The 17,248-nt window shown below is 62.7% G+C and carries 18 protein-coding genes; 4 read left to right on the top strand and 14 right to left on the bottom strand.

All coding sequences use genetic code 11. The features are described from left to right. Positions 1 to 22 precede the first annotated feature (22 nt). Complete coding sequence (gene tlpA, locus LJE98_RS09670; protein ID WP_229575014.1) at positions 23 to 688, top strand: thiol:disulfide interchange protein TlpA; 666 nt, start codon at positions 23 to 25, stop codon at positions 686 to 688. A gap of 23 nt (positions 689 to 711) precedes the next feature. On the opposite strand, the gene LJE98_RS09665 is transcribed toward tlpA, so the two are convergent. The 11 genes from LJE98_RS09665 to LJE98_RS09615 all read right to left on the bottom strand — a co-directional run bounded on the left by LJE98_RS09665 (position 712) and on the right by LJE98_RS09615 (position 11,684). Beyond that, a complete protein-coding gene (locus LJE98_RS09665) occupies positions 712 to 1,734 on the bottom strand; it encodes a sulfate/molybdate ABC transporter ATP-binding protein (protein WP_229575013.1) in 1,023 nt (340 codons plus the stop codon). Then, on the bottom strand, positions 1,731 to 2,621 hold the full coding sequence (gene cysW / locus LJE98_RS09660) for a sulfate ABC transporter permease subunit CysW (RefSeq protein ID WP_229575012.1): 891 nt from the start codon (positions 2,619 to 2,621) through the stop codon (positions 1,731 to 1,733). The genes LJE98_RS09665 and cysW overlap by 4 nt, the downstream gene beginning before the upstream one ends. A 3-nt stretch (positions 2,622 to 2,624) precedes the next feature. Continuing rightward, positions 2,625 to 3,446 carry a sulfate ABC transporter permease subunit CysT gene (cysT, locus tag LJE98_RS09655; RefSeq protein WP_229575011.1) on the bottom strand — a complete coding sequence of 274 codons (822 nt, stop codon included), beginning with the start codon at positions 3,444 to 3,446 and terminating at the stop codon, positions 2,625 to 2,627. 68 nt (positions 3,447 to 3,514) lie between these two features. Continuing rightward, positions 3,515 to 4,498 (bottom strand): thiosulfate ABC transporter substrate-binding protein CysP, encoded by a 984-nt coding sequence (gene cysP, locus LJE98_RS09650; protein WP_229575010.1) that lies wholly within the window; start codon positions 4,496 to 4,498, stop codon positions 3,515 to 3,517. Between the two features lie 142 nt (positions 4,499 to 4,640). Beyond that, positions 4,641 to 5,522 (bottom strand): 3-hydroxybutyryl-CoA dehydrogenase, encoded by an 882-nt coding sequence (locus tag LJE98_RS09645; protein WP_229575009.1) that lies wholly within the window; start codon positions 5,520 to 5,522, stop codon positions 4,641 to 4,643. A gap of 126 nt (positions 5,523 to 5,648) precedes the next feature. Continuing rightward, on the bottom strand, positions 5,649 to 6,578 hold the full coding sequence (locus LJE98_RS09640) for an electron transfer flavoprotein subunit alpha/FixB family protein (RefSeq protein WP_229575008.1): 930 nt from the start codon (positions 6,576 to 6,578) through the stop codon (positions 5,649 to 5,651). A gap of 148 nt (positions 6,579 to 6,726) precedes the next feature. Continuing rightward, complete coding sequence (locus LJE98_RS09635) at positions 6,727 to 7,476, bottom strand: electron transfer flavoprotein subunit beta/FixA family protein (RefSeq protein WP_229575007.1); 750 nt, start codon at positions 7,474 to 7,476, stop codon at positions 6,727 to 6,729. A 174-nt stretch (positions 7,477 to 7,650) separates the two neighbouring features. Next, positions 7,651 to 8,496, bottom strand: coding sequence for a rhomboid family intramembrane serine protease (locus LJE98_RS09630; protein ID WP_229575006.1), 846 nt, complete (start codon positions 8,494 to 8,496; stop codon positions 7,651 to 7,653). A gap of 1,552 nt (positions 8,497 to 10,048) precedes the next feature. Continuing rightward, a complete protein-coding gene (locus LJE98_RS09625) occupies positions 10,049 to 10,627 on the bottom strand; it encodes a cob(I)yrinic acid a,c-diamide adenosyltransferase (RefSeq protein WP_229575005.1) in 579 nt (192 codons plus the stop codon). A 4-nt stretch (positions 10,628 to 10,631) separates the two neighbouring features. Then, entirely contained in the window at positions 10,632 to 10,829 is a 198-nt protein-coding gene (locus LJE98_RS09620) for a twin transmembrane helix small protein (protein ID WP_229575004.1), read from the bottom strand. Between the two features lie 30 nt (positions 10,830 to 10,859). Continuing rightward, positions 10,860 to 11,684 carry an SDR family oxidoreductase gene (locus LJE98_RS09615; protein WP_229575003.1) on the bottom strand — a complete coding sequence of 275 codons (825 nt, stop codon included), beginning with the start codon at positions 11,682 to 11,684 and terminating at the stop codon, positions 10,860 to 10,862. 91 nt (positions 11,685 to 11,775) lie between these two features. On the opposite strand from LJE98_RS09615, the gene LJE98_RS09610 reads away from it, so the two are divergent. Next, complete coding sequence (locus LJE98_RS09610) at positions 11,776 to 12,669, top strand: YihY/virulence factor BrkB family protein (RefSeq protein ID WP_229575002.1); 894 nt, start codon at positions 11,776 to 11,778, stop codon at positions 12,667 to 12,669. On the opposite strand, the gene gluQRS is transcribed toward LJE98_RS09610, so the two are convergent. Beyond that, entirely contained in the window at positions 12,640 to 13,551 is a 912-nt protein-coding gene (gluQRS, locus tag LJE98_RS09605) for a tRNA glutamyl-Q(34) synthetase GluQRS (RefSeq protein ID WP_229575001.1), read from the bottom strand. The two genes, LJE98_RS09610 and gluQRS, sit on opposite strands and share 30 nt — an antisense overlap. A gap of 29 nt (positions 13,552 to 13,580) precedes the next feature. On the opposite strand from gluQRS, the gene LJE98_RS09600 reads away from it, so the two are divergent. Continuing rightward, on the top strand, positions 13,581 to 14,225 hold the full coding sequence (locus tag LJE98_RS09600; protein WP_229575000.1) for a DNA-3-methyladenine glycosylase family protein: 645 nt from the start codon (positions 13,581 to 13,583) through the stop codon (positions 14,223 to 14,225). A 107-nt stretch (positions 14,226 to 14,332) separates the two neighbouring features. Then, positions 14,333 to 14,890, top strand: a complete 558-nt coding sequence (locus LJE98_RS09595; protein ID WP_229574999.1) for an HNH endonuclease — start codon at positions 14,333 to 14,335, stop codon at positions 14,888 to 14,890. A 16-nt stretch (positions 14,891 to 14,906) separates the two neighbouring features. On the opposite strand, the gene LJE98_RS09590 is transcribed toward LJE98_RS09595, so the two are convergent. After that, complete coding sequence (locus LJE98_RS09590) at positions 14,907 to 15,419, bottom strand: disulfide bond formation protein B (RefSeq protein WP_229574998.1); 513 nt, start codon at positions 15,417 to 15,419, stop codon at positions 14,907 to 14,909. A 231-nt stretch (positions 15,420 to 15,650) separates the two neighbouring features. Next, a complete protein-coding gene (locus LJE98_RS09585; protein WP_229574997.1) occupies positions 15,651 to 17,183 on the bottom strand; it encodes a sensor histidine kinase in 1,533 nt (510 codons plus the stop codon). Between the last annotated feature and the right edge of the window lie 65 nt (positions 17,184 to 17,248).

Below are 17,248 nucleotides of genomic sequence, written 5' to 3'. Positions count from 1 at the left end.
AATGCCCGTCCTGGAGAATGACATGACAGAAAAAAGACCTGAGCGTCTCTTCCCCACCAAGCTGGTTGCGATCGCGGCGGTGGCCGGCATCGTCGCCGGCGCGGCTGCGGTATACGTGAAGCAGACCATGTCTGGCAATGCCGTGGAGACTGCAGATGCCGCGCAATGCGAGGGTTCCGTCGCCAGGGCGGAGACCCTTACCCCCTATCTGAAGGGCGATGTCGCTGCGATGATCCCCGTCAGCGAGCCGAAGCTCATCCAGGGGCTTACCTTCCAGGACAAGGCCGGTGCGCCCATGACCATGGCAAACTTCGCCGGCAAGACGGTTCTCATAAATCTCTGGGCCACCTGGTGCGTGCCCTGCCGCGAAGAAATGCCGGCGCTCAACAACCTGCAGGAGGCCGCCGGTGGCGATGCCTTCCAGGTGCTCGCGATCAATATCGATACCGGCGATGTCGAGAAGCCGCAGACCTTCCTTGAAGAGACCGGCGTCGATCAGCTTGGGCTCTACCGCGATGCCTCGATGGGGGTCTTCAACCAGTTGAAGCGCGAAGGTCTCGCCTTCGGCCTGCCCGTCACGCTGCTCGTCGATGGCAAGGGGTGTCTGCTCGGCAGCATGAACGGTCCGGCGGCCTGGGACGGTGCGGATGCCAAGGCGCTGGTGACGGCGGCAGCGACCGGAAGCTGATTGCTTCCGGTCCGGTCAGCGTCTCAATCTTGAAAAAGGCGTGGCCGCAGGATCTCGATGAAGCCCGACTGGCCCATCGTGGCTGAAAATTCCGGCGCGACGTCGAATTCGATGACGGTCCCGTCGGTGGTCCTGGACAGTACCCGTTTCGAGCCCGGACGGTCGAGAACGCGCAGAATGGTTGCGGCCACACCTTTGGAAGGGTCGTTGCTCCATTCGACGTCGGTCGGCCGAAACAGAAGCTCCGCCGGCCCATCCTTCAGGCCGTCGGCCGCATAGACCATGGCATCCACTTTTGCCTTGCCAGCCGCAACAGTGGCTTTCAGCGCGTTTGTGTCGCCGAGGAAACGCATCACGAAGGCATTGGCGGGCTGGCGGCAGACCTCTTCCGGCGTGCCCTGCTGAACGATCTTGCCCTTGTCGAGGATGACCACGCGATCGGCGAGGTCGAGGGCCTCTTCCTGGTCATGGGTGACGAAGAGGGTGGTGATGCCAAGCTCGTCATGGATGGAGCGCAACCAGCGGCGCAGGTCGCGACGGACATTGGCGTCCAGCGCGCCGAAGGGCTCGTCGAGCAGCAGAACGCGCGGATCGACGGCGAGTGCCCGGGCAAGTGCCACGCGCTGCCGCTGGCCGCCGGAGATCTGGCCCGGGAAGCGCTCACCCAAACCGGCAAGCTGCACAAGGGCCAGCAGTTCATTGACGCGCTTGTCGATGTCGGCATTTGACCGCTTGACCTTCGATACCTTCATGCCGAAGGCGATGTTTTCCGCCACCGTCATGTGCGGGAAGAGCGCATAATGCTGGAAGACGAAGCCGACGCCGCGGTCGCGCACCGGAATGTCCGTCGCATTCTCTTCGCCAAAATGGATCTGGCCACCATCGGCGAATTCCAGGCCGGCCACCATGCGCAGAATGGTCGTCTTGCCGGAACCGGAGGGACCGAGCAATGCCACCAGTTCGCCGCTCTTGATGTCGAGCGAGACGCCATGCACGGCGCGGAAGGTTTCGAAGGTCTTGACGACCGTGTCGAGGCGAATGTTCACGAATTCATCTCCGAAGTATTGCCGGCAAGCGTGGCGGGACGGTTTCGGCGTCCTGCCCCCTGGCGTTCGAGCAGAACCTTGGCCACGAGCGTGACAAGGGCCAGAGCGGCGAGGATCGAGGCGGCCGCGAATGCGCCGACGGCATTGTAGTCCTGGTACAGCAGTTCGATATGCAGCGGCAGCGTATTGGTCTGGCCGCGGATATTGCCCGACACGATCGACACGGCGCCGAATTCACCCATGACGCGGGCATTGCAGAGCACGACGCCGTAGAGCATGGCCCATTTGATGTTGGGCAGCGTCACCGACATGAAGGTGCGCAAACCGCCCGCGCCAAGCGAGGTGGCCGCCTCCTCGAGATCGCGCCCTTGCGCCTGCATCAGCGGGATCAGCTCGCGTGCCACGAAGGGTGCCGTGACGAACATCGAGGCGAGCACGATGCCCGGCAGGGCGAAGAGGATCTTCAGGCCGGCACTGTCGAGGGCGGGGCCGAAAATGCCCTGCAGGCCATAGACAAAGAGATAGGCGACGCCTGCCACGACCGGCGAGACGGAGAAGGGGATCTCGATCAGGATGGTCAATATCCGCTTGCCGCGAAAATCGTGTTTGGTGATCGCCCAGGCGGCCGCCACCCCGAAGATGGTGTTGAGCGGCACCGCGATCAGGGCCGTCAGGACCGTCAGTCCTATCGCGTGGCGGGTATCGGCGTCTGCGATCGTCTGGAGGAAATAGGGAAGCCCCTTGGAAAACGCCTGGATGCCAATGACCGCCAGCGGTGCGACGATGAAAAAGGCCACCAGCAGCAGGACCAGGCCGATCAGGGTGTATTTGAAGACGGGCGCATCGCCGACACGGGGCGGGCGTCGTGTGGTCGTGACATGGCTCATGGCTCAGCCTTTCACCGTGTAGCGCAGCGCGCGGGCCTGCAGGTAGTTGGTGACAGCCAGCATGACGAAGGCGGCGATCAGCATGACAGAGGCGATCGCGGCAGACGCCGGATAGTCGTATTCCTCAAGCCGGATGAAGGCGAGAAGCGCCGTGATCTCGGTCGAGAAAGGCTGGTTGCCGGCGATGAAGATGATTGCGCCGAATTCGCCCAGGCTGCGGGCAAAGGCCAGCGAGGTGCCTGCGAGAAGGGCGGGCGTCAGCAGCGGCAGGATCACACGGCGGAAAATCGACACGTCACTGGAGCCCAAGGTCTGGCCGGCCTCTTCGAGCGCCGGGTCAAGCTCTTCCAGCACCGGCTGCACCGTGCGCACGATGAAGGGCAGGCTGGTAAAGGCCATGGCGACCATGATGCCGAGCGGCGTATAGGCGACCTTGATGCCGATTTCGCCGAGCGCCGAACCGAACCAGCCGTTCGAGGCAAACAGCGTCGTCAGCGAAATGCCGGCAACCGCCGTCGGCAGGGCAAAGGGTAGGTCGACGAGGGCGTCGACAATGCGGCGCCCGGGGAACCGGTAACGCACGAGGACCCAGGCAAGCGCCAGGCCGAAGACAAGGTTGAACAGGGTCGCGATCAGGGCCGAGCCGACCGTCACGACATAGCTCGCCACGGCGCGCTCGGAGGAGACGATACGCCAGTAGTCCGATGGTCCAAGGCTCGCCGCCTTGAAGATCAGGGCCGCGAGCGGCAAGAGAATGATGATCGCGGCATAGACCAGGGTGATCCCGAGGGACAGTCTGAAGCCGGGCAGTACGCGGCGTTTCAACGGTGTCGTCCTTTCATGAGAAAACCGGCGGAGAATCCGCCGGTCCTGGATTTGATCGGAGGCCGTTCTTAGCGGCTGCCATAGATCCCATCAAGGATGCCACCTTCGGCAAAGTGCTCCTTGGAGACCTTGTCCCAGCCGCCGAAGACATCCTCGACAGTGACGAGACGGATTTCGGGGAACTGGTCCTTGTATTCGGCGGCAACCGCCTCGTCATGAACGCGGTGACCGAAATCGGCGGCAATCTTCTGGCCTTCCGGCGAGTAGAGGAAGTCGAGATACGTCTTGGCAAGCGCTTGGCTTCCCTTGGCATCGGCAACCTTGTCGACGATCGCCACCGGGAATTCGGCGAGCAGGCTCACCGACGGCACCACCTGCTGGAACTTGTCCTCGCCATACTGCTTGGCGATCGACTTGGTCTCGGCTTCAAAGGTGATGATCACGTCGCCGGTCTCGCGCTCGACGAAGGTGGTGGTTGCGGCGCGACCGCCGGTGTCGAAGACCGGCACGTTGTCGAAGATCTTGTCGACGAATTCCGTCACCTTGGCCTCGTCGCCTGCGAATTTCTCCTTCGCATAGGCCGTTGCCGCCAGATAGGTGTAGCGGGCATTGCCGGATGTCTTCGGGTTGGGGAAGATCACCTTGACGTCATCGCGGGCGAGGTCGTCCCAATCCTTGATGTTTTTCGGATTGCCGGCGCGAACCAGGAAGGACGGGAAGGAATAGAAGGGCGAGGCGCTGTTGGGGAACTCGTTCTTCCAGTCTTCGGAGACGAAGCCGTTCTTCACGAGAAACTCGATGTCGGTGACCTGGTTGAAGGTCACGACGTCGGCTTCCAGACCCTCGACAATCGCGCGCGCCTGCTTGGAGGTGCCGCCATGCGACTGGTCGATCGTCACGCCCGGATTGGCCTTGATGAAGGCCTCGTTCTCCGCGGCGAAGATCTCGCGGGCAATGTCATAGGAAGCGTTGAGCAGCTTGTCGGCGGCGCCGGCCGAAACCGGCAGAGAGAGGGCGGCGAGCGCTGCGCTGACGAGGAGAAGGCGTTTCATGAACTTGAGCTCCGGAATGCGGGATCGGTATCGAGCCCGCAAACTAGAGTGTCGGTTCAGCACTTCCGAGGAATGGCCGACCAATGATTACCCCGAGGGGCAAATATCTTTCCGTCGGATCGTGCCCCGCCGGAATGGTCCGTCAGCGGGTCGGAATCGGCACTTCGCCGCGATAGTCGTAGAAGCCGCGGCCGGACTTGCGACCGAGCCAGCCTGCCTCGACATATTTGACCAGCAGCGGGCAGGGTCGGTACTTCGAATCCGACAGGCCCTCATGCAGCACCTGCATGATCGAAAGACACGTATCGAGGCCGATGAAATCGGCAAGCTGCAGCGGCCCCATCGGGTGGTTGGCGCCGAGCTTCATGGCCGTGTCGATGGCTTCCACCGAGCCGACACCTTCGTAAAGCGTATAAATTGCCTCGTTGATCATCGGCAGCAGGATGCGGTTGACGATGAAGGCGGGAAAATCTTCCGCCACCGTAATCGTCTTGTCGAGCGAGGAGACGAACTCCTTGGCTGTCTTGAAAGTCGTCTCGTCGGTCGCGATACCGCGCACCAGCTCGACGAGCTTCATGACCGGCACAGGGTTCATGAAGTGGATGCCCATGAAACGCTCCGGCCGGTCTGTGGCCGAGGCGAGGCGTGTAATCGAGAGCGACGAGGTGTTGGTCGCGATCAGCGCCTCGGGCTTCAGCACCGGGCAGAGGGCCGCGAAGATCTTGCGCTTGACCGTTTCGTCCTCGGTCGCTGCCTCGATGACGAGATCCGACGGAGCGAGGTCGTTGACGTCGGAGCTGCCGGAAATCAGCGCGAGGGCGGCCTTGCGGTCCTCGTCCGTCATCTTGCCGTTGGTCACCTGGCGGGCGAGGTTGCCGTTGATGGTGGCGAGACCTGCCTCGATCCGCTCCTTGGAGAGATCGTAGATCGTGACCCTGTAGCCGGCGGCGGCGGAGACCTGTGCGATGCCGCAGCCCATCTGGCCGGCACCCACGACACCCACATTGCTGATCTTGTCCGTCATCGTCTCGCTCCTCACCCGTTCCAGTCTTCACCCGCAAATATGCCGGACCCGCTTATCGCGGACCCGGCTGATTGATAGACCGCAAAGGGGTCTTTGACCAGTCCTTTCGCAACTGCGAGATGGCGCTCAGAGCGCCTTCTCGAGCTCCGGCAGGGCTTCAAAAATGTCGGCGACGAGGCCGTAATCGGCGACCTGGAAGATCGGCGCTTCCTCGTCCTTGTTGATTGCGACGATGACTTTCGAATCTTTCATACCGGCGAGGTGCTGGATGGCGCCCGAGATGCCGCAGGCGATGTAGAGCTGCGGGGCGACGACCTTGCCGGTCTGGCCGACCTGCCAGTCGTTCGGTGCGTAGCCGGCATCGACGGCCGCGCGGGACGCGCCGACGGCAGCGCCCAGCTTGTCGGCGACGGGCAGGATCACTTCCTGGAACTTCTCCGAGGAGCCAAGGGCACGACCACCTGAAATGATGATCTTGGCAGAGGCGAGTTCCGGACGGTCCGACGACGAGAGAGCGTCGGAAACATGGGTGGAGACGCCAGGGTTCGCAGCCGCCGGGATTGTCTCGACCGCCGCCGAACCACCGTCACCGGCGGCAGTGAAGGACGCGGTGCGCACCGTGATCACCTTCTTGGCATCGGTCGACTGGACGGTCTGGATGGCGTTGCCGGCATAGATCGGCCGCTTGAACGTGTCGGCGGAGACGACCTCGGTGATTTCCGACACCTGCATGACGTCGAGAAGGGCGGCCACGCGCGGCATGACGTTCTTGCCGACCGAGGTCGCAGCCGTGACGATCGTGTCATAGGAGCCGGCGAGCGAAACGATGAGAGCCGCCAGCGGCTCTGCCAGGTTGTTGCCGAGCGACGCGTCGTCAGCCAGCAGCACCTTGGAGACGCCCGAGAGCTTTGCAGCCGCATCGGCGGCAGCCTTTGCGCCGGAACCGGCGACCAGCACATGCACGTCGCCACCGATCTTGGTGGCGGCCGTCAGCGCCTTCGCGGTCTGTTCGGAGACGGTCGCGTTGTCGTGTTCTGCGAGAAGAAGAATAGCCATGGTTCAATCCTCGAATAGGTTTCCGTGGAAATCCGTCAGGCCGAGCCGAAAAGCGCGGGGTGCGAGAACCGGAGGGACGCGTACTTCACGTACGTGAGCACCGGAAGCGCAGCGACCCGCCCTTTGCAGGCGGGCCTCACGGATTTCATTAAAGCACGCCGGCTTCGTTCTTGAGCTTGTCGACCAGTTCGGCGACGCTCTTCACCTTGATGCCTGCCTTGCGGCCACCCGGCTCCTCGGTCTTCAGAACCTTCAGGCGCGGGGCAACGTCGACGTCGAAATCGGCCGGAGCCTTCTTGTCGAGCGGCTTCTTCTTCGCCTTCATGATGTTCGGCAGCGAGGCATAACGCGGCTCGTTCAGGCGCAGGTCGGTGGTGACGATCGCCGGCAGTTTCACGTCGATGGTCTGCAGACCGCCGTCGACTTCGCGGGTCACGGTTGCCTTGTCGGCACCGAGTTCCAGCTTGGAGGCAAAGGTCGCCTGTCCCCAGCCGAGGAGTGCTGCCAGCATCTGGCCGGTCTGGTTCGAATCGTCGTCGATCGCCTGCTTGCCGACGATCACGAGGCCCGGAGCTTCCGCTTCGACCACGCCCTTCAGCAGCTTGGCGACAGCGAGCGGCTCGACGGCTTCGTCTGTTTCGATCAGGATGCCGCGGTCAGCGCCCATGGCGAGCGCGGTACGGATGGTTTCCTCGGCCTTGGCAGGGCCGATCGAGACGATCACCACTTCCTCCGCCTTGCCGGCTTCCTTCAGGCGCAGAGCCTCCTCGACGGAGATCTCGTCGAAGGGGTTCATGGACATCTTGACGTTGGCCAGCTCGACGCCGGAACCATCAGGCTTGACGCGGATCTTGACGTTGTAATCCACAACCCGCTTGACTGGGACGAGTATCTTCATGGGTTCCTCTCTTCAAAGCTTCCGCCGGAAAATGCGCTCATGTGCGCTTCCCCGTTTGTCGATTGGCGACATCGATACGCATTTTTTCCCCAAACACAACGATCGATACCGTTTGGCCGACAGCAATAGTTGACGTTGACGTGCACGTCAATATGCCGAGGCCGCGACCTCTTGTCATCGTCCCCAGTGGGTGACGGGGCGTGTGGGCTTCCGGCTCCCGGTTTCCGGCGGTTTCTCCTCATGCCGGGCCCGCGAGGCAGAGGCGGGTGTACCCCAGGGACCTCCCGTTCCGGCATCGACGGACGGGGCTTCATGTTCCACAGCCTTGGGCGTGACGATCGCGCGATCGAAGAGCGGCACGCCTGGACGTCGCAAAAAGAGCACCAGCACGGCGCCTGCCAGGATGCCGCCGACATGGGCACCCCAGGAGACATTGCTGTTGCCGTCGATCACCAGCATGACGAATTGTTGCCCGACCCAGAAGAGGAGCGGGATGAAGGCCGGCAGCGGCAGGGGAAACCGCATGAAGACCAGCACCCAGACGCGCACCTTCGGATGCAGCATCAGATAGGCGGCAACCACCCCCGACACGGCGCCGGACGCGCCGATCAACGGCGCCTGGCTCACGGGCAGAACCAGCCCATGCACGAGCGCGCCGGCTGCGGCGCAGGCGAGGTAGAAGAACAGGAACTTGAAGTGCCCCATGGCATCTTCGACATTGTCGCCGAAGACCCAGAGGAAGAGCATGTTCGAGCCCAGATGCAGCCAGCTGCCATGCAGGAAGGAATAGGTGAGGTAGGTTGCACTTTCCGGCACCAGCACCAGCCGCGGATCGAGTTCAGCGATGTTGAAGGCAACGGCCGGGATGAAGCCCATGCCATAGACCCCGATCTCGTAAAGCGCCTCCGGCGCGAGGGTCGCCAGCGCATGGGTCACGACATTGGCGAGGATCAGCCCCAGCGTCACATATTGCTTGCGAATATGTTTGAGCGCGTTTCGGTCATGCAGGGGAATGAACATCGCGCCTCGTCGGGTTTGGCCGGGGTGGGGTGGACGGATGCTAGCGCAGGATGGAGTGCGGGGACAGGGGGAGTTGCGGTGTTAGCGGCGGGCACCGCCTCGTCGGCGCCGAACCTCCCCCCAAGCGGGGGAGGACGGAAAATCGAAGGCTTGAGGTTAGCGCAAGCCGCCTAAGCTTCAGATTTTCCTGCAGAGGGGCACGGTTCCCTAGGCGACTACCTCACCGAGCCCCTCTCTTGCGAAATCTCTAGGTTTGGCCCTGATCGGGCATCCCGAGGCTTGTGACTGGATCCTCGGGTCATCCTCGGTGAAATCCGAACCGAGGATGACGCCGGGTGGGGAAGCCGCAGGTATTCCTCTACCGTTCCCAATCGCACGAGTCCTGAGGAGAATACCATTTCCCTCCCCCTAACCTCCGTCATCCTCGGGCTTGACCCGAGGATCCAGACACAGGCCTTCCCACGCCAGACGGATCACGAGAAAATGCCGCTCCTGCTGGAAAAAAGGGGGACGACTTCTAAAAATCCCCCAACAGAATCAACGAAACAAGATTTTTTCATCCCCGCCCATTTTTCCGCTCGTAGACTCATCCCCGTCCCGCCCTCGGATACACCTGACGATGCGATGTCAGGCGAGGCGGGGCCGGCGCCGGGGGCGAGTACTCTCGCAGGCACAAACCCCCGGCCCGCTGCAACGGTCTCCCTCCGGACGAAGGGCTGGACTAAGGTGACGGGGTCGGATGCGCCCCAAAACCTGGATACCCTGATCGGAAGGACGTGCCTCAGAGGCACACAGACAAGGCGCCCACGTCGTCGCGAACTTGACCGATGGCGGGGCGGACAAAACGGCGGGGATGCGCGCCGGGCCGCAAATGGCCAGACGATCATCCCCCGGGCGAGGGTCCCGGTCGGATTGGTGCACCATCCGGCGGGAACCTCCCGGGCCACCGGCCAGGCTATGGCAGACACTTCTTCGGGAGGACTCTGCCAAAGCCGGACCCGCGCCCGGTCATCCCTGGAACGCAAGTTCCAAGGACCGTCGCCGCCTTGCCAGAGAGACGCATGCAGCGGGACAAGACGCCGAACGGGGCGCCGGAAGGAGCCACATAAAACACCTTAGACAGGTTGCTTCTGGCGCCTCGTCCGACCCTCGGGTTCAACCCGAGGAAAGTTTCAGCCCACCCGGAGGGAGCGGTCCCGACCGGCGGCGAAGCTTGGGTTATTTGACAGTTCAGTTTCTGGAGCGGGGGAGCGCGGGCCGCCAGCGCGGAGCCCATCTCTCCCTTGGTGGGGAAGCTTCGAAGCGGTGGCCGAAGGCCAGAAATCGATCCGGTGAATGGATTTCAGCGAACGAAGGCCTGAGCGCGACGCCGTGCGAAGGCAGTGAAACGGCTTAGGCGAGCGTAGGCCGCCTGGACATTAGAAATCGCAAGTGAGGGAAGCCGTTCGTCGTGCCCGCAACGTCGATCCCCTCAGCAAAATCTGCGATCTAGCCCTGATCGGGCACAGCCCTCGATTTTGCAACTCTCCCGCAAGGGGAGATCTGTCGATTCTTACCTGTTCTTCCCCGGCACCCAGAGAATATCCGCCTTGCCGCCATCATTCGCATGGCGTGCCGCGACGAACAGAAAGTCCGACAGCCGGTTCACATATTTCAGCGCCGGCTCGCCAACATCCTCGCCCTCGAAGCGCGACAGTTCGACCATGATGCGCTCCGCCCGGCGGGAGGTGGTGCGGGCGAGGTGCAGATAGGCGGCGGCGGGCGTACCACCGGGCAGGATGAAGGATTTGAGCGGGTCGAGGTCGGCGTTCAGTTGGTCGATTTCCTTTTCGATCCGGTCGACCTGGGCCTCGATGACGCGGAGCGGCTCGTAGGAGAGCACTTCGCCGGTTTCCGGGGCGGCCAGATCGGCGCCGAGGTCGAAGAGATCGTTCTGGATGCGCATCAGCATGGTGTCGAGCTCGGGCATGTCTGCCGTATGGAGCCGGGCAATGCCGATCGCCGAATTGGTCTCGTCGATCGTGCCATAGGCGTCGACGCGCAGGTCGTGTTTCAGGCGGCGCGGGCCGGTGACCAGTGCCGTGGTGCCGTCATCGCCGGTGCGCGTGTAGATCTTGTTGAGCTTGACCATGGGTTTACCGTCCGCCGCCGGTCAGCCAGAGCGTCAGCATGATCAGCGCAAGCGCGATCGCCTGCAGAACGATGCGTGCCTGCATGAGCTTGTTCGACGTGTTGCCGTCTCCGCCCTTCAGCATGTTGAAGAGCCCCCGGACGAGAACGAGAGCGACGAGCCCCATGACGATGATGGCGAGGACATAGGTGAATGTGGACATTGCGATGGAAGAACCTTTGTTCGTCGCCGGTCAGTCCAGCGAGCGCATCAATCGATAGAAGAGGTCGGCCGGCAGCCAGCGCTTGATGAAGGCCCCCTGCCTGGCCGGCTTGGTCACGAGATAATGTGGGCGGGCGCGCCGGGCGGTCAAGGCATGGGTGAGGACTTTGTAGACGGCATCCGGCCCGAGTTTGTGGCGGTTCACGGGGCCTGTGCCATCAAGTCGCGCCAACTGCCGGCGGTACTCCTGGGCATGCACGGAGTTTTCGAGATCGATGGCCTGGCGGATATGGGTGAGCGCACTGGCGGTGAAGCGGCTCTCGATCGGGCCGGGCTCGATCAGGCTCACCTGCACACCGGAGCCTTCAAGCTCCATCCGCAGCGTCAGCGACAGGCCTTCCAGCGCGAATTTCGAGGCGGTGTAAGCGCCGCGCCAGCGATAGGGGATGATGCCGAGGATCGAGGAGCATTGCACGATGCGACCCGACCCTTGCGCCCGCATCGCCGGAATCACCCGGCGGGTGAGGTCGTGCCAGCCGAAGAGATTAGTTTCGAACTGGGCCCTGAGCGCGTCCGTCGGCAGATCCTCCACCGCGCCCGGCTGGCCATAGGCGCCATTGTTGAAGAGGGCATCGAGCCGACCACCGGTTCGCTCGAAGACGGTCGCCACGAGCGCCTCGATGCTGCCAGGATCGGTGTAATCCATGAGCAGCGCCTCAAGTCCTCTGGCTTCCAGAGCCGCGAGGTCCTCCCGCTTGCGCACGGTCGCAAAAACCCGCCAGCCATCGCCCTTCAGGGCCTCCGCACAATAGGCGCCAATGCCGGACGAACAGCCGGTGACGATGATGCTCTTCACAGGCTATACCTCGTCTTTCCTGTACAAACGGCGATCGGTTTCCCATATTCGGCCGCAGCCTGCAATCGTGCGTGTATTCCGAGGAGACTTGATGCCGACTTTCCTGCGTATGCTCTACAAGGTCGGTTTCGATGCGTTCTGGCACTTCACCGAGGACGACGGCTGGGCCATGGCGAGCCATGTGGCGCTGTCGGCCATTCTCGCGCTCTTCCCCTTCCTGATCTTCGGCACGGCGCTCGCAAGCTTCCTCGGCGCTGACCAGTTCGCCGAGACGGCAGTGCATCTGATCTTCGACACCTGGCCGGAAACGATCGCCAAGCCGCTGTCAGACCAGGTCGTCGAGGTGCTGACCATTCCCCGCGGCGGCCTGTTGACCATCTCGGTGCTGGCGGCGGCGTATTTCGCCTCGAACGGGGTGGAGGCGCTCAGGGTTTCTCTCAACCGTGCCTACCGGGTCGCCGAGACGCGACCCTGGTACATCACCCGCCTGATGAGCCTCGGCTTCGTCCTGGCGGCGGTCGTGGTGCTGGCGGCCATCAGCGCTCTTCTGGTCGCGGTGCCCGTGGCACTCGCCTATGCGGAAAGGCTCTTTCCTTTTCTGAAAAACTTTCTCGCCACCGTCGCCAACTGGCGCATCTACGGCACGGTGGCCTTCCTGGTTGTCACGCTTGTCGTGTTTCATCTCGGCCTGCCCGACGGGCGCAGGCGGCTGATCGATGTGCTGCCCGGCGTGCTGCTGACACTGGCGCTCTGGCTCGTCGGGGCCCTGCTCTTCGCCTATTACCTCGCCTCCTTCGCCAACTACGCCGCGACCTATGCCGGTCTCGCCTCGATCATGATCGTGCTGGTCTTCCTCTACATGGTCGGTGCGATCTTCATCATCGGGGCGGAGTTCAATGCGGCCCTGCTCAAATTCCGAGTGGTGCCGGTGAAGGGCGGGCCTGCGGGCGGGATCTCAAATCCCGACCATGGCGCGGATATCTGACGGCGTCCGCCCTTCGGCCCAGAGCGCTGCCAGTGCGGTGTCACCAAGGCTCTTCGACAGTTTGCGGCCGTCCGGCCCCGATATCAGCCGGTGGTGGTGATAGACCGGTGTCGGCAGGCCGAGCAGGGCCTGCAAGAGGCGGTGCACGGAGGTTGCGTGGAAGAGGTCGAGACCGCGCACGACATGGGTCACCCCTTGGGCCGCATCGTCCACGGTGACGGCCAGATGGTAACTCGCCGGCGCATCGGAGCGCCAGAGCACCACATCCCCCCAGGCGGCCGGGTCGGCTTCGATCTCCCCCCGCGGCCCGTCGCCGGTTTCCTCCCAGGTGAGCCGCTTGCCAACGAGGGCGCGTGCCTTGTCGATGTCGAGCCGCCAGGCATGGCGCTCTGTGGTCGCCAGTCTTTCAGTTCTCTCGGCCTCGGAGAGGAAGCGCTCCTCTGTCGGATAGAGCGGTGCACCGTCAGGATCTCGCGGCCAGATGGCGCCCTCGCGCTCATGGGCCGAGACGCGGGCCTTCACCTCGCCGCGCGAGAGGAAGGCGGGATAGATGAGGCCCATGGCCTGCAATCGGTCGAGCGCTTCCCGGTAAAGCGGAAAATGCTCCGATTGGCGGCGGGCAGGGGTTTCAAAGGGGATCCCGAGCCAGGCAAGATCGTCGAAAACGGCCTGTTCGAGTTCCCTGCTGCAGCGGGCAAGGTCGATATCCTCGATGCGCAGCAGGAGGCGGCCACCCATTTTTTCAGCCATGTCAGCGTTCAAGAGGGCCGAGAGTGCGTGGCCGAGATGCAGGCGCCCATTGGGGCTCGGCGCAAAGCGAAAGACGGGGGCATCGTGGCCCACGGTTTGACGTGACGGTTCGGTCATGCTTTTCCTTCGCATGAGAGTGGAATGAGGAAAAGGGGACGGATTTGACGACGATCCGATGCGAGGCAGATCTCGCTGCGGGGCTTTCCCTTTTGCTGACACGCGATCCGCGGCTCTGTGCAATCGCGGACGCCTGCTCTCCCCTGCCACTCCGGCTGTCGGCGCCGGGCTTTGCGGGGCTTGCCTCGATCATCGTTTCCCAGATGGTGTCGCGGGCCAGTGCCGATGCCATCTGGCGGCGGATGACGGCAGTGCTTGGCAACCGGCCGCTGGCGGAGGACTATCTCGCGCTCGGCCCGGAACTCGTGGGCACATTCGGGCTGTCGCGCGGCAAGGCGCAGGCGCTCGAAGCCGCGGCCAAGGCCGATCTCGGCGGGCCCTTCCGGCTCGACGAACTGGCGGACATGCCAGCGGACGCCGCGATCGCCGCGCTGACGGGACTGAAAGGGGTCGGCCCCTGGACGGCCGAGGTCTACCTGATGTTCTGCGGTGGTCATCCCGACATTTTCCCGGTCGGAGATGTCGCGCTCCGGATCTCGGTCGGCGATGTTTTCTTCGCCGGTGAGCGGCCCTTGCCGGAGCAGGTGGCCGAGCTTGCCGAGGTCTGGTCGCCGGTGCGCTCGGTCGCAGCCCGGCTGTTCTGGGCGCATTATGCACGCATCACCGGACGCGTGGCGTTGCCGCGATAGGGGGCGCACCTGAAGGTCGCAACACGGCTCAAAGATTCAGGCTTCACAATGCTGTAACAACGGACCTAATATAGAAGGGCAGATGCCGAATCGATCAGGAGTTCGCCTTGACGATTGCAGTTTCTCCCCAGGCCCTGCCGGCGCTCGTCCTGAACGCCGACTACCGGCCACTGAGTTATTATCCCTTGTCGCTCTGGTCCTGGCAGGACGCGATCAAGGCGGTCTTCCTTGACCGTGTGAACATCATCGCCGAGTACGAACATTCCGTCTGCTCGCCGAGTTTCTCGATGCGGCTGCCGAGCGTGGTCAGCCTCAAGACCTATGTTCAACCGACCCGGAACCCGGCCTTCACCCGCTTCAATGTCTTCCTGCGCGACAGGTTCGAATGCCAGTATTGCGGCTCGCCCGACGATCTGACCTTCGACCATGTCATCCCGCGCGCCCATGGCGGAGAGACGACCTGGGATAACGTCGTCGCAGCCTGTTCGCCCTGCAATTTGCGCAAGGGCTCGAAGCTGCCCAAGCAGGCCGGCATGGTTCCGCATCAAAGGCCGTACCGCCCGACGGTGCAGGACCTGCACAACAATGGCCGGCTCTTCCCACCGAACTATCTGCATGAAAGCTGGGTCGATTATCTCTACTGGGATACCGAACTGCAGCCGTAAGGCTCCGTTATCTGCCTCAGGCCGTGGGTTTGCGCAGCGCGCCCCAGAGCGCGACGGCAGCAAGCGCTGCGCTGGTCAGCACATTCCAGCCGGCAAAGGACAGGCCCAGCACCCTGAGCGTCGCCTCGGTGCAGGACGGCGCCTTGGTCGCGTTCAGCGCTTCCAGGACATTGACCGGCGTATCGCCACCGGTCGCGCCGATCGAGCAGGTGGCGGGGCCATCCCAGAATTTCCACTCGACGCCGGAATGATAGATGCCAAGGCCCATGCCGACCAGCATCAGCAGTGCTACCGAAATCAAGAGGAGCTTGGTGACGACAGGCGGCAGGCGGAAGACGGCGGAGAGAACGGCGAGGAAACCGACGCCGATACCAATGTAATAGGGATTGCGCTGCAACAGGCAGAGCGCGCAGGGCACATAGCCGCCGATATGCTCGAAGCCGAGGGCCGTGCCGACGACGATCGCCATGCCTGAGGTGACGAGAACGGCCGCCGCGCGGTCGGGGTGGCGATTGAGAATTGCGAGCATCGGATCTGGCCTGCGGCTGATTTCTACGTCGCCGGCATCAGCGCCGGACCTGCCGGGTTCTATTGCGTTTGCGAAAGCGTGTAAATCACCGGTGGCCGGGACCACCAGTGCAAGTCTGCGTGATGCAAGGCCAGCGCCATCCGGCTTGCCGGCCTCGCCGCATCTTTCGGTGTCGTGGCTGGCGTCCTGAAAACTGGCTGGCGCTCGGCGGATGTCACCGCAAGCCGTGACCTAAAGCAGCTTCAGTTGCGCCGTAAAACAGGTGCCGTCGCTGCCATCCAGCGTATAGCTGCCGTCGAGTTGGCGAAGGGAGCCTTCCATAAGCTTGGTTCCGGTGCCTTTCACTGCAGTCGCCGGGTCGAAGCCGATGCCATTGTCCGAGATCTTCAGCGTCGACATGTCGTCGGTCTCACCCTTGCGAAGACTGATCTCGATCCTGCCGCTTGCGGGGGTCTCGAATGCGTATTTGAGACTGTTGCTGACAACCTCGTTGATGAGAAGCGCGAGGGCTGTCGCCCGGTCGTTGGAAACGCTTGAGGGTGCAAGATCGAAGTCTACATGCACGCCACCACCATAGGCGCCAATCACGTTTTCCGTGACGCGTCGGATGAGCTGTGCGGCATCGAGAGCAGCATAGGCATCGTGCTGGTAAATGAGTTCGTGCACGGCGACCATGGCCTTGATGCGGTCTGTCAGCGCCTGCGATTGTTCTCCAGGCTTGAGATGGACACGAATCAGGGACATGACCGACTGAAGGTTGTTCTTCACCCGGTGATGGATTTCTCGAAGCAGAAGCTCGTTCTTGTCCAGCGCGGTCTGAAGTGCTGCAGCCTGTGCGTCCTGAATGCGCAGAAGGCTCCTGATACGGAGTGCCGCGCCGAACGAGCCGAGACAGGCAAGCGCGGTCACGACCGACAAGATCGCGATGTTGTGCCAGAAGGGCCGCATGAGCAGACCCAAGTCCGCAGCGGCAAGGGCAACGAAAGGTGTACCTTCCACCTGCCTGTAGCCGACGATCCGTCTCACGCCGTCAAGCGGAGACGCCTCAGCTATGTATGTGCCCGTCGGTGCATTCTTGAGGTAATCCGTAAACAGGACATAGTCACTCATGTCGAGGCCGGCTTTCGGCTTGGGGTAGCGCGCAACCAGCTGCCCGTCCTCCCGGATGAAGCTGACAGCAAAATTGCCACCGAGATTGACGGCTTCCCAAATCGGCTTCATCAGCTCGGTCGAGAGCGACACGGTCACGACACCCGCAAAAACGCCTCCTTCTTCAAACCGACGGCTGAACACAAAAATCTGATCGCCATCCAGGCGGCTGATCAGGAGGGAGGAGACGTAATCCTCACGGCCTGCCGCCAGAGCCTTGAAGTATTCTCGATCACGGATGTCTATGGGCTTCAGATTGGGATCTGTAGAGTACAGGGTCTTTCCGTCCGCTGCGACCACGTAAGCCTGGACCGTCCCGGGCAACCCCTGCAGGGTGCCGCGGATGTCTTGCACCGCGCCAACCCGCAACGGTGCCCGACCGCTTTCCACGAGGTCAACCAGTCGCCCTGTTGCCTGGGCTCCGAACTCATAGATCCATTTTGCATGGGTCGCGACGACAAGGCTTGACGTGGAGACGCGGTCTTCCGCCGCTTTGACAGTCGCGTGGTAAGATTGAAAGGCCCAGGATGACGCCAATGCGATAAAGCCTGCCCACGCAACCACAATTGCCATGACGACGAATTTTTGGGCCTTGCCCGGTGCATATCGCTCCATAAATCATCCCGGCCCTGCGGTGCAGCTCACCGTGGAGACTGCCGCGAATTGTTCTCATAATTCTC

This window comes from Rhizobium sp. 'Codium 1' (assembly GCF_020889605.1).
Lineage (GTDB): Bacteria > Pseudomonadota > Alphaproteobacteria > Rhizobiales > Rhizobiaceae > Allorhizobium > Allorhizobium algae.
This window is presented reverse-complemented; position numbering and strand designations above follow the sequence as displayed.

Excerpts from the sequence above, each read along its gene's own strand:
- tlpA (WP_229575014.1), top strand. The coding sequence starts at position 23 with ATGACAGAAAAAAGACCTGAGCGTCTCTTCCCCACCAAGCTGGTTGCG.
- cysW (WP_229575012.1), bottom strand. The coding sequence starts at position 2,621 with ATGAGCCATGTCACGACCACACGACGCCCGCCCCGTGTCGGCGATGCG.
- cysP (WP_229575010.1), bottom strand. The coding sequence starts at position 4,498 with ATGAAACGCCTTCTCCTCGTCAGCGCAGCGCTCGCCGCCCTCTCTCTG.
- LJE98_RS09645 (WP_229575009.1), bottom strand. The coding sequence starts at position 5,522 with ATGACGGACAAGATCAGCAATGTGGGTGTCGTGGGTGCCGGCCAGATG.
- LJE98_RS09640 (WP_229575008.1), bottom strand. The coding sequence starts at position 6,578 with ATGGCTATTCTTCTTCTCGCAGAACACGACAACGCGACCGTCTCCGAA.
- LJE98_RS09635 (WP_229575007.1), bottom strand. The coding sequence starts at position 7,476 with ATGAAGATACTCGTCCCAGTCAAGCGGGTTGTGGATTACAACGTCAAG.
- LJE98_RS09630 (WP_229575006.1), bottom strand. The coding sequence starts at position 8,496 with ATGTTCATTCCCCTGCATGACCGAAACGCGCTCAAACATATTCGCAAG.
- LJE98_RS09625 (WP_229575005.1), bottom strand. The coding sequence starts at position 10,627 with ATGGTCAAGCTCAACAAGATCTACACGCGCACCGGCGATGACGGCACC.
- LJE98_RS09620 (WP_229575004.1), bottom strand. The coding sequence starts at position 10,829 with ATGTCCACATTCACCTATGTCCTCGCCATCATCGTCATGGGGCTCGTC.
- LJE98_RS09610 (WP_229575002.1), top strand. The coding sequence starts at position 11,776 with ATGCCGACTTTCCTGCGTATGCTCTACAAGGTCGGTTTCGATGCGTTC.
- gluQRS (WP_229575001.1), bottom strand. The coding sequence starts at position 13,551 with ATGCGAAGGAAAAGCATGACCGAACCGTCACGTCAAACCGTGGGCCAC.
- LJE98_RS09590 (WP_229574998.1), bottom strand. The coding sequence starts at position 15,419 with ATGCTCGCAATTCTCAATCGCCACCCCGACCGCGCGGCGGCCGTTCTC.
- LJE98_RS09585 (WP_229574997.1), bottom strand. The coding sequence starts at position 17,183 with ATGGAGCGATATGCACCGGGCAAGGCCCAAAAATTCGTCGTCATGGCA.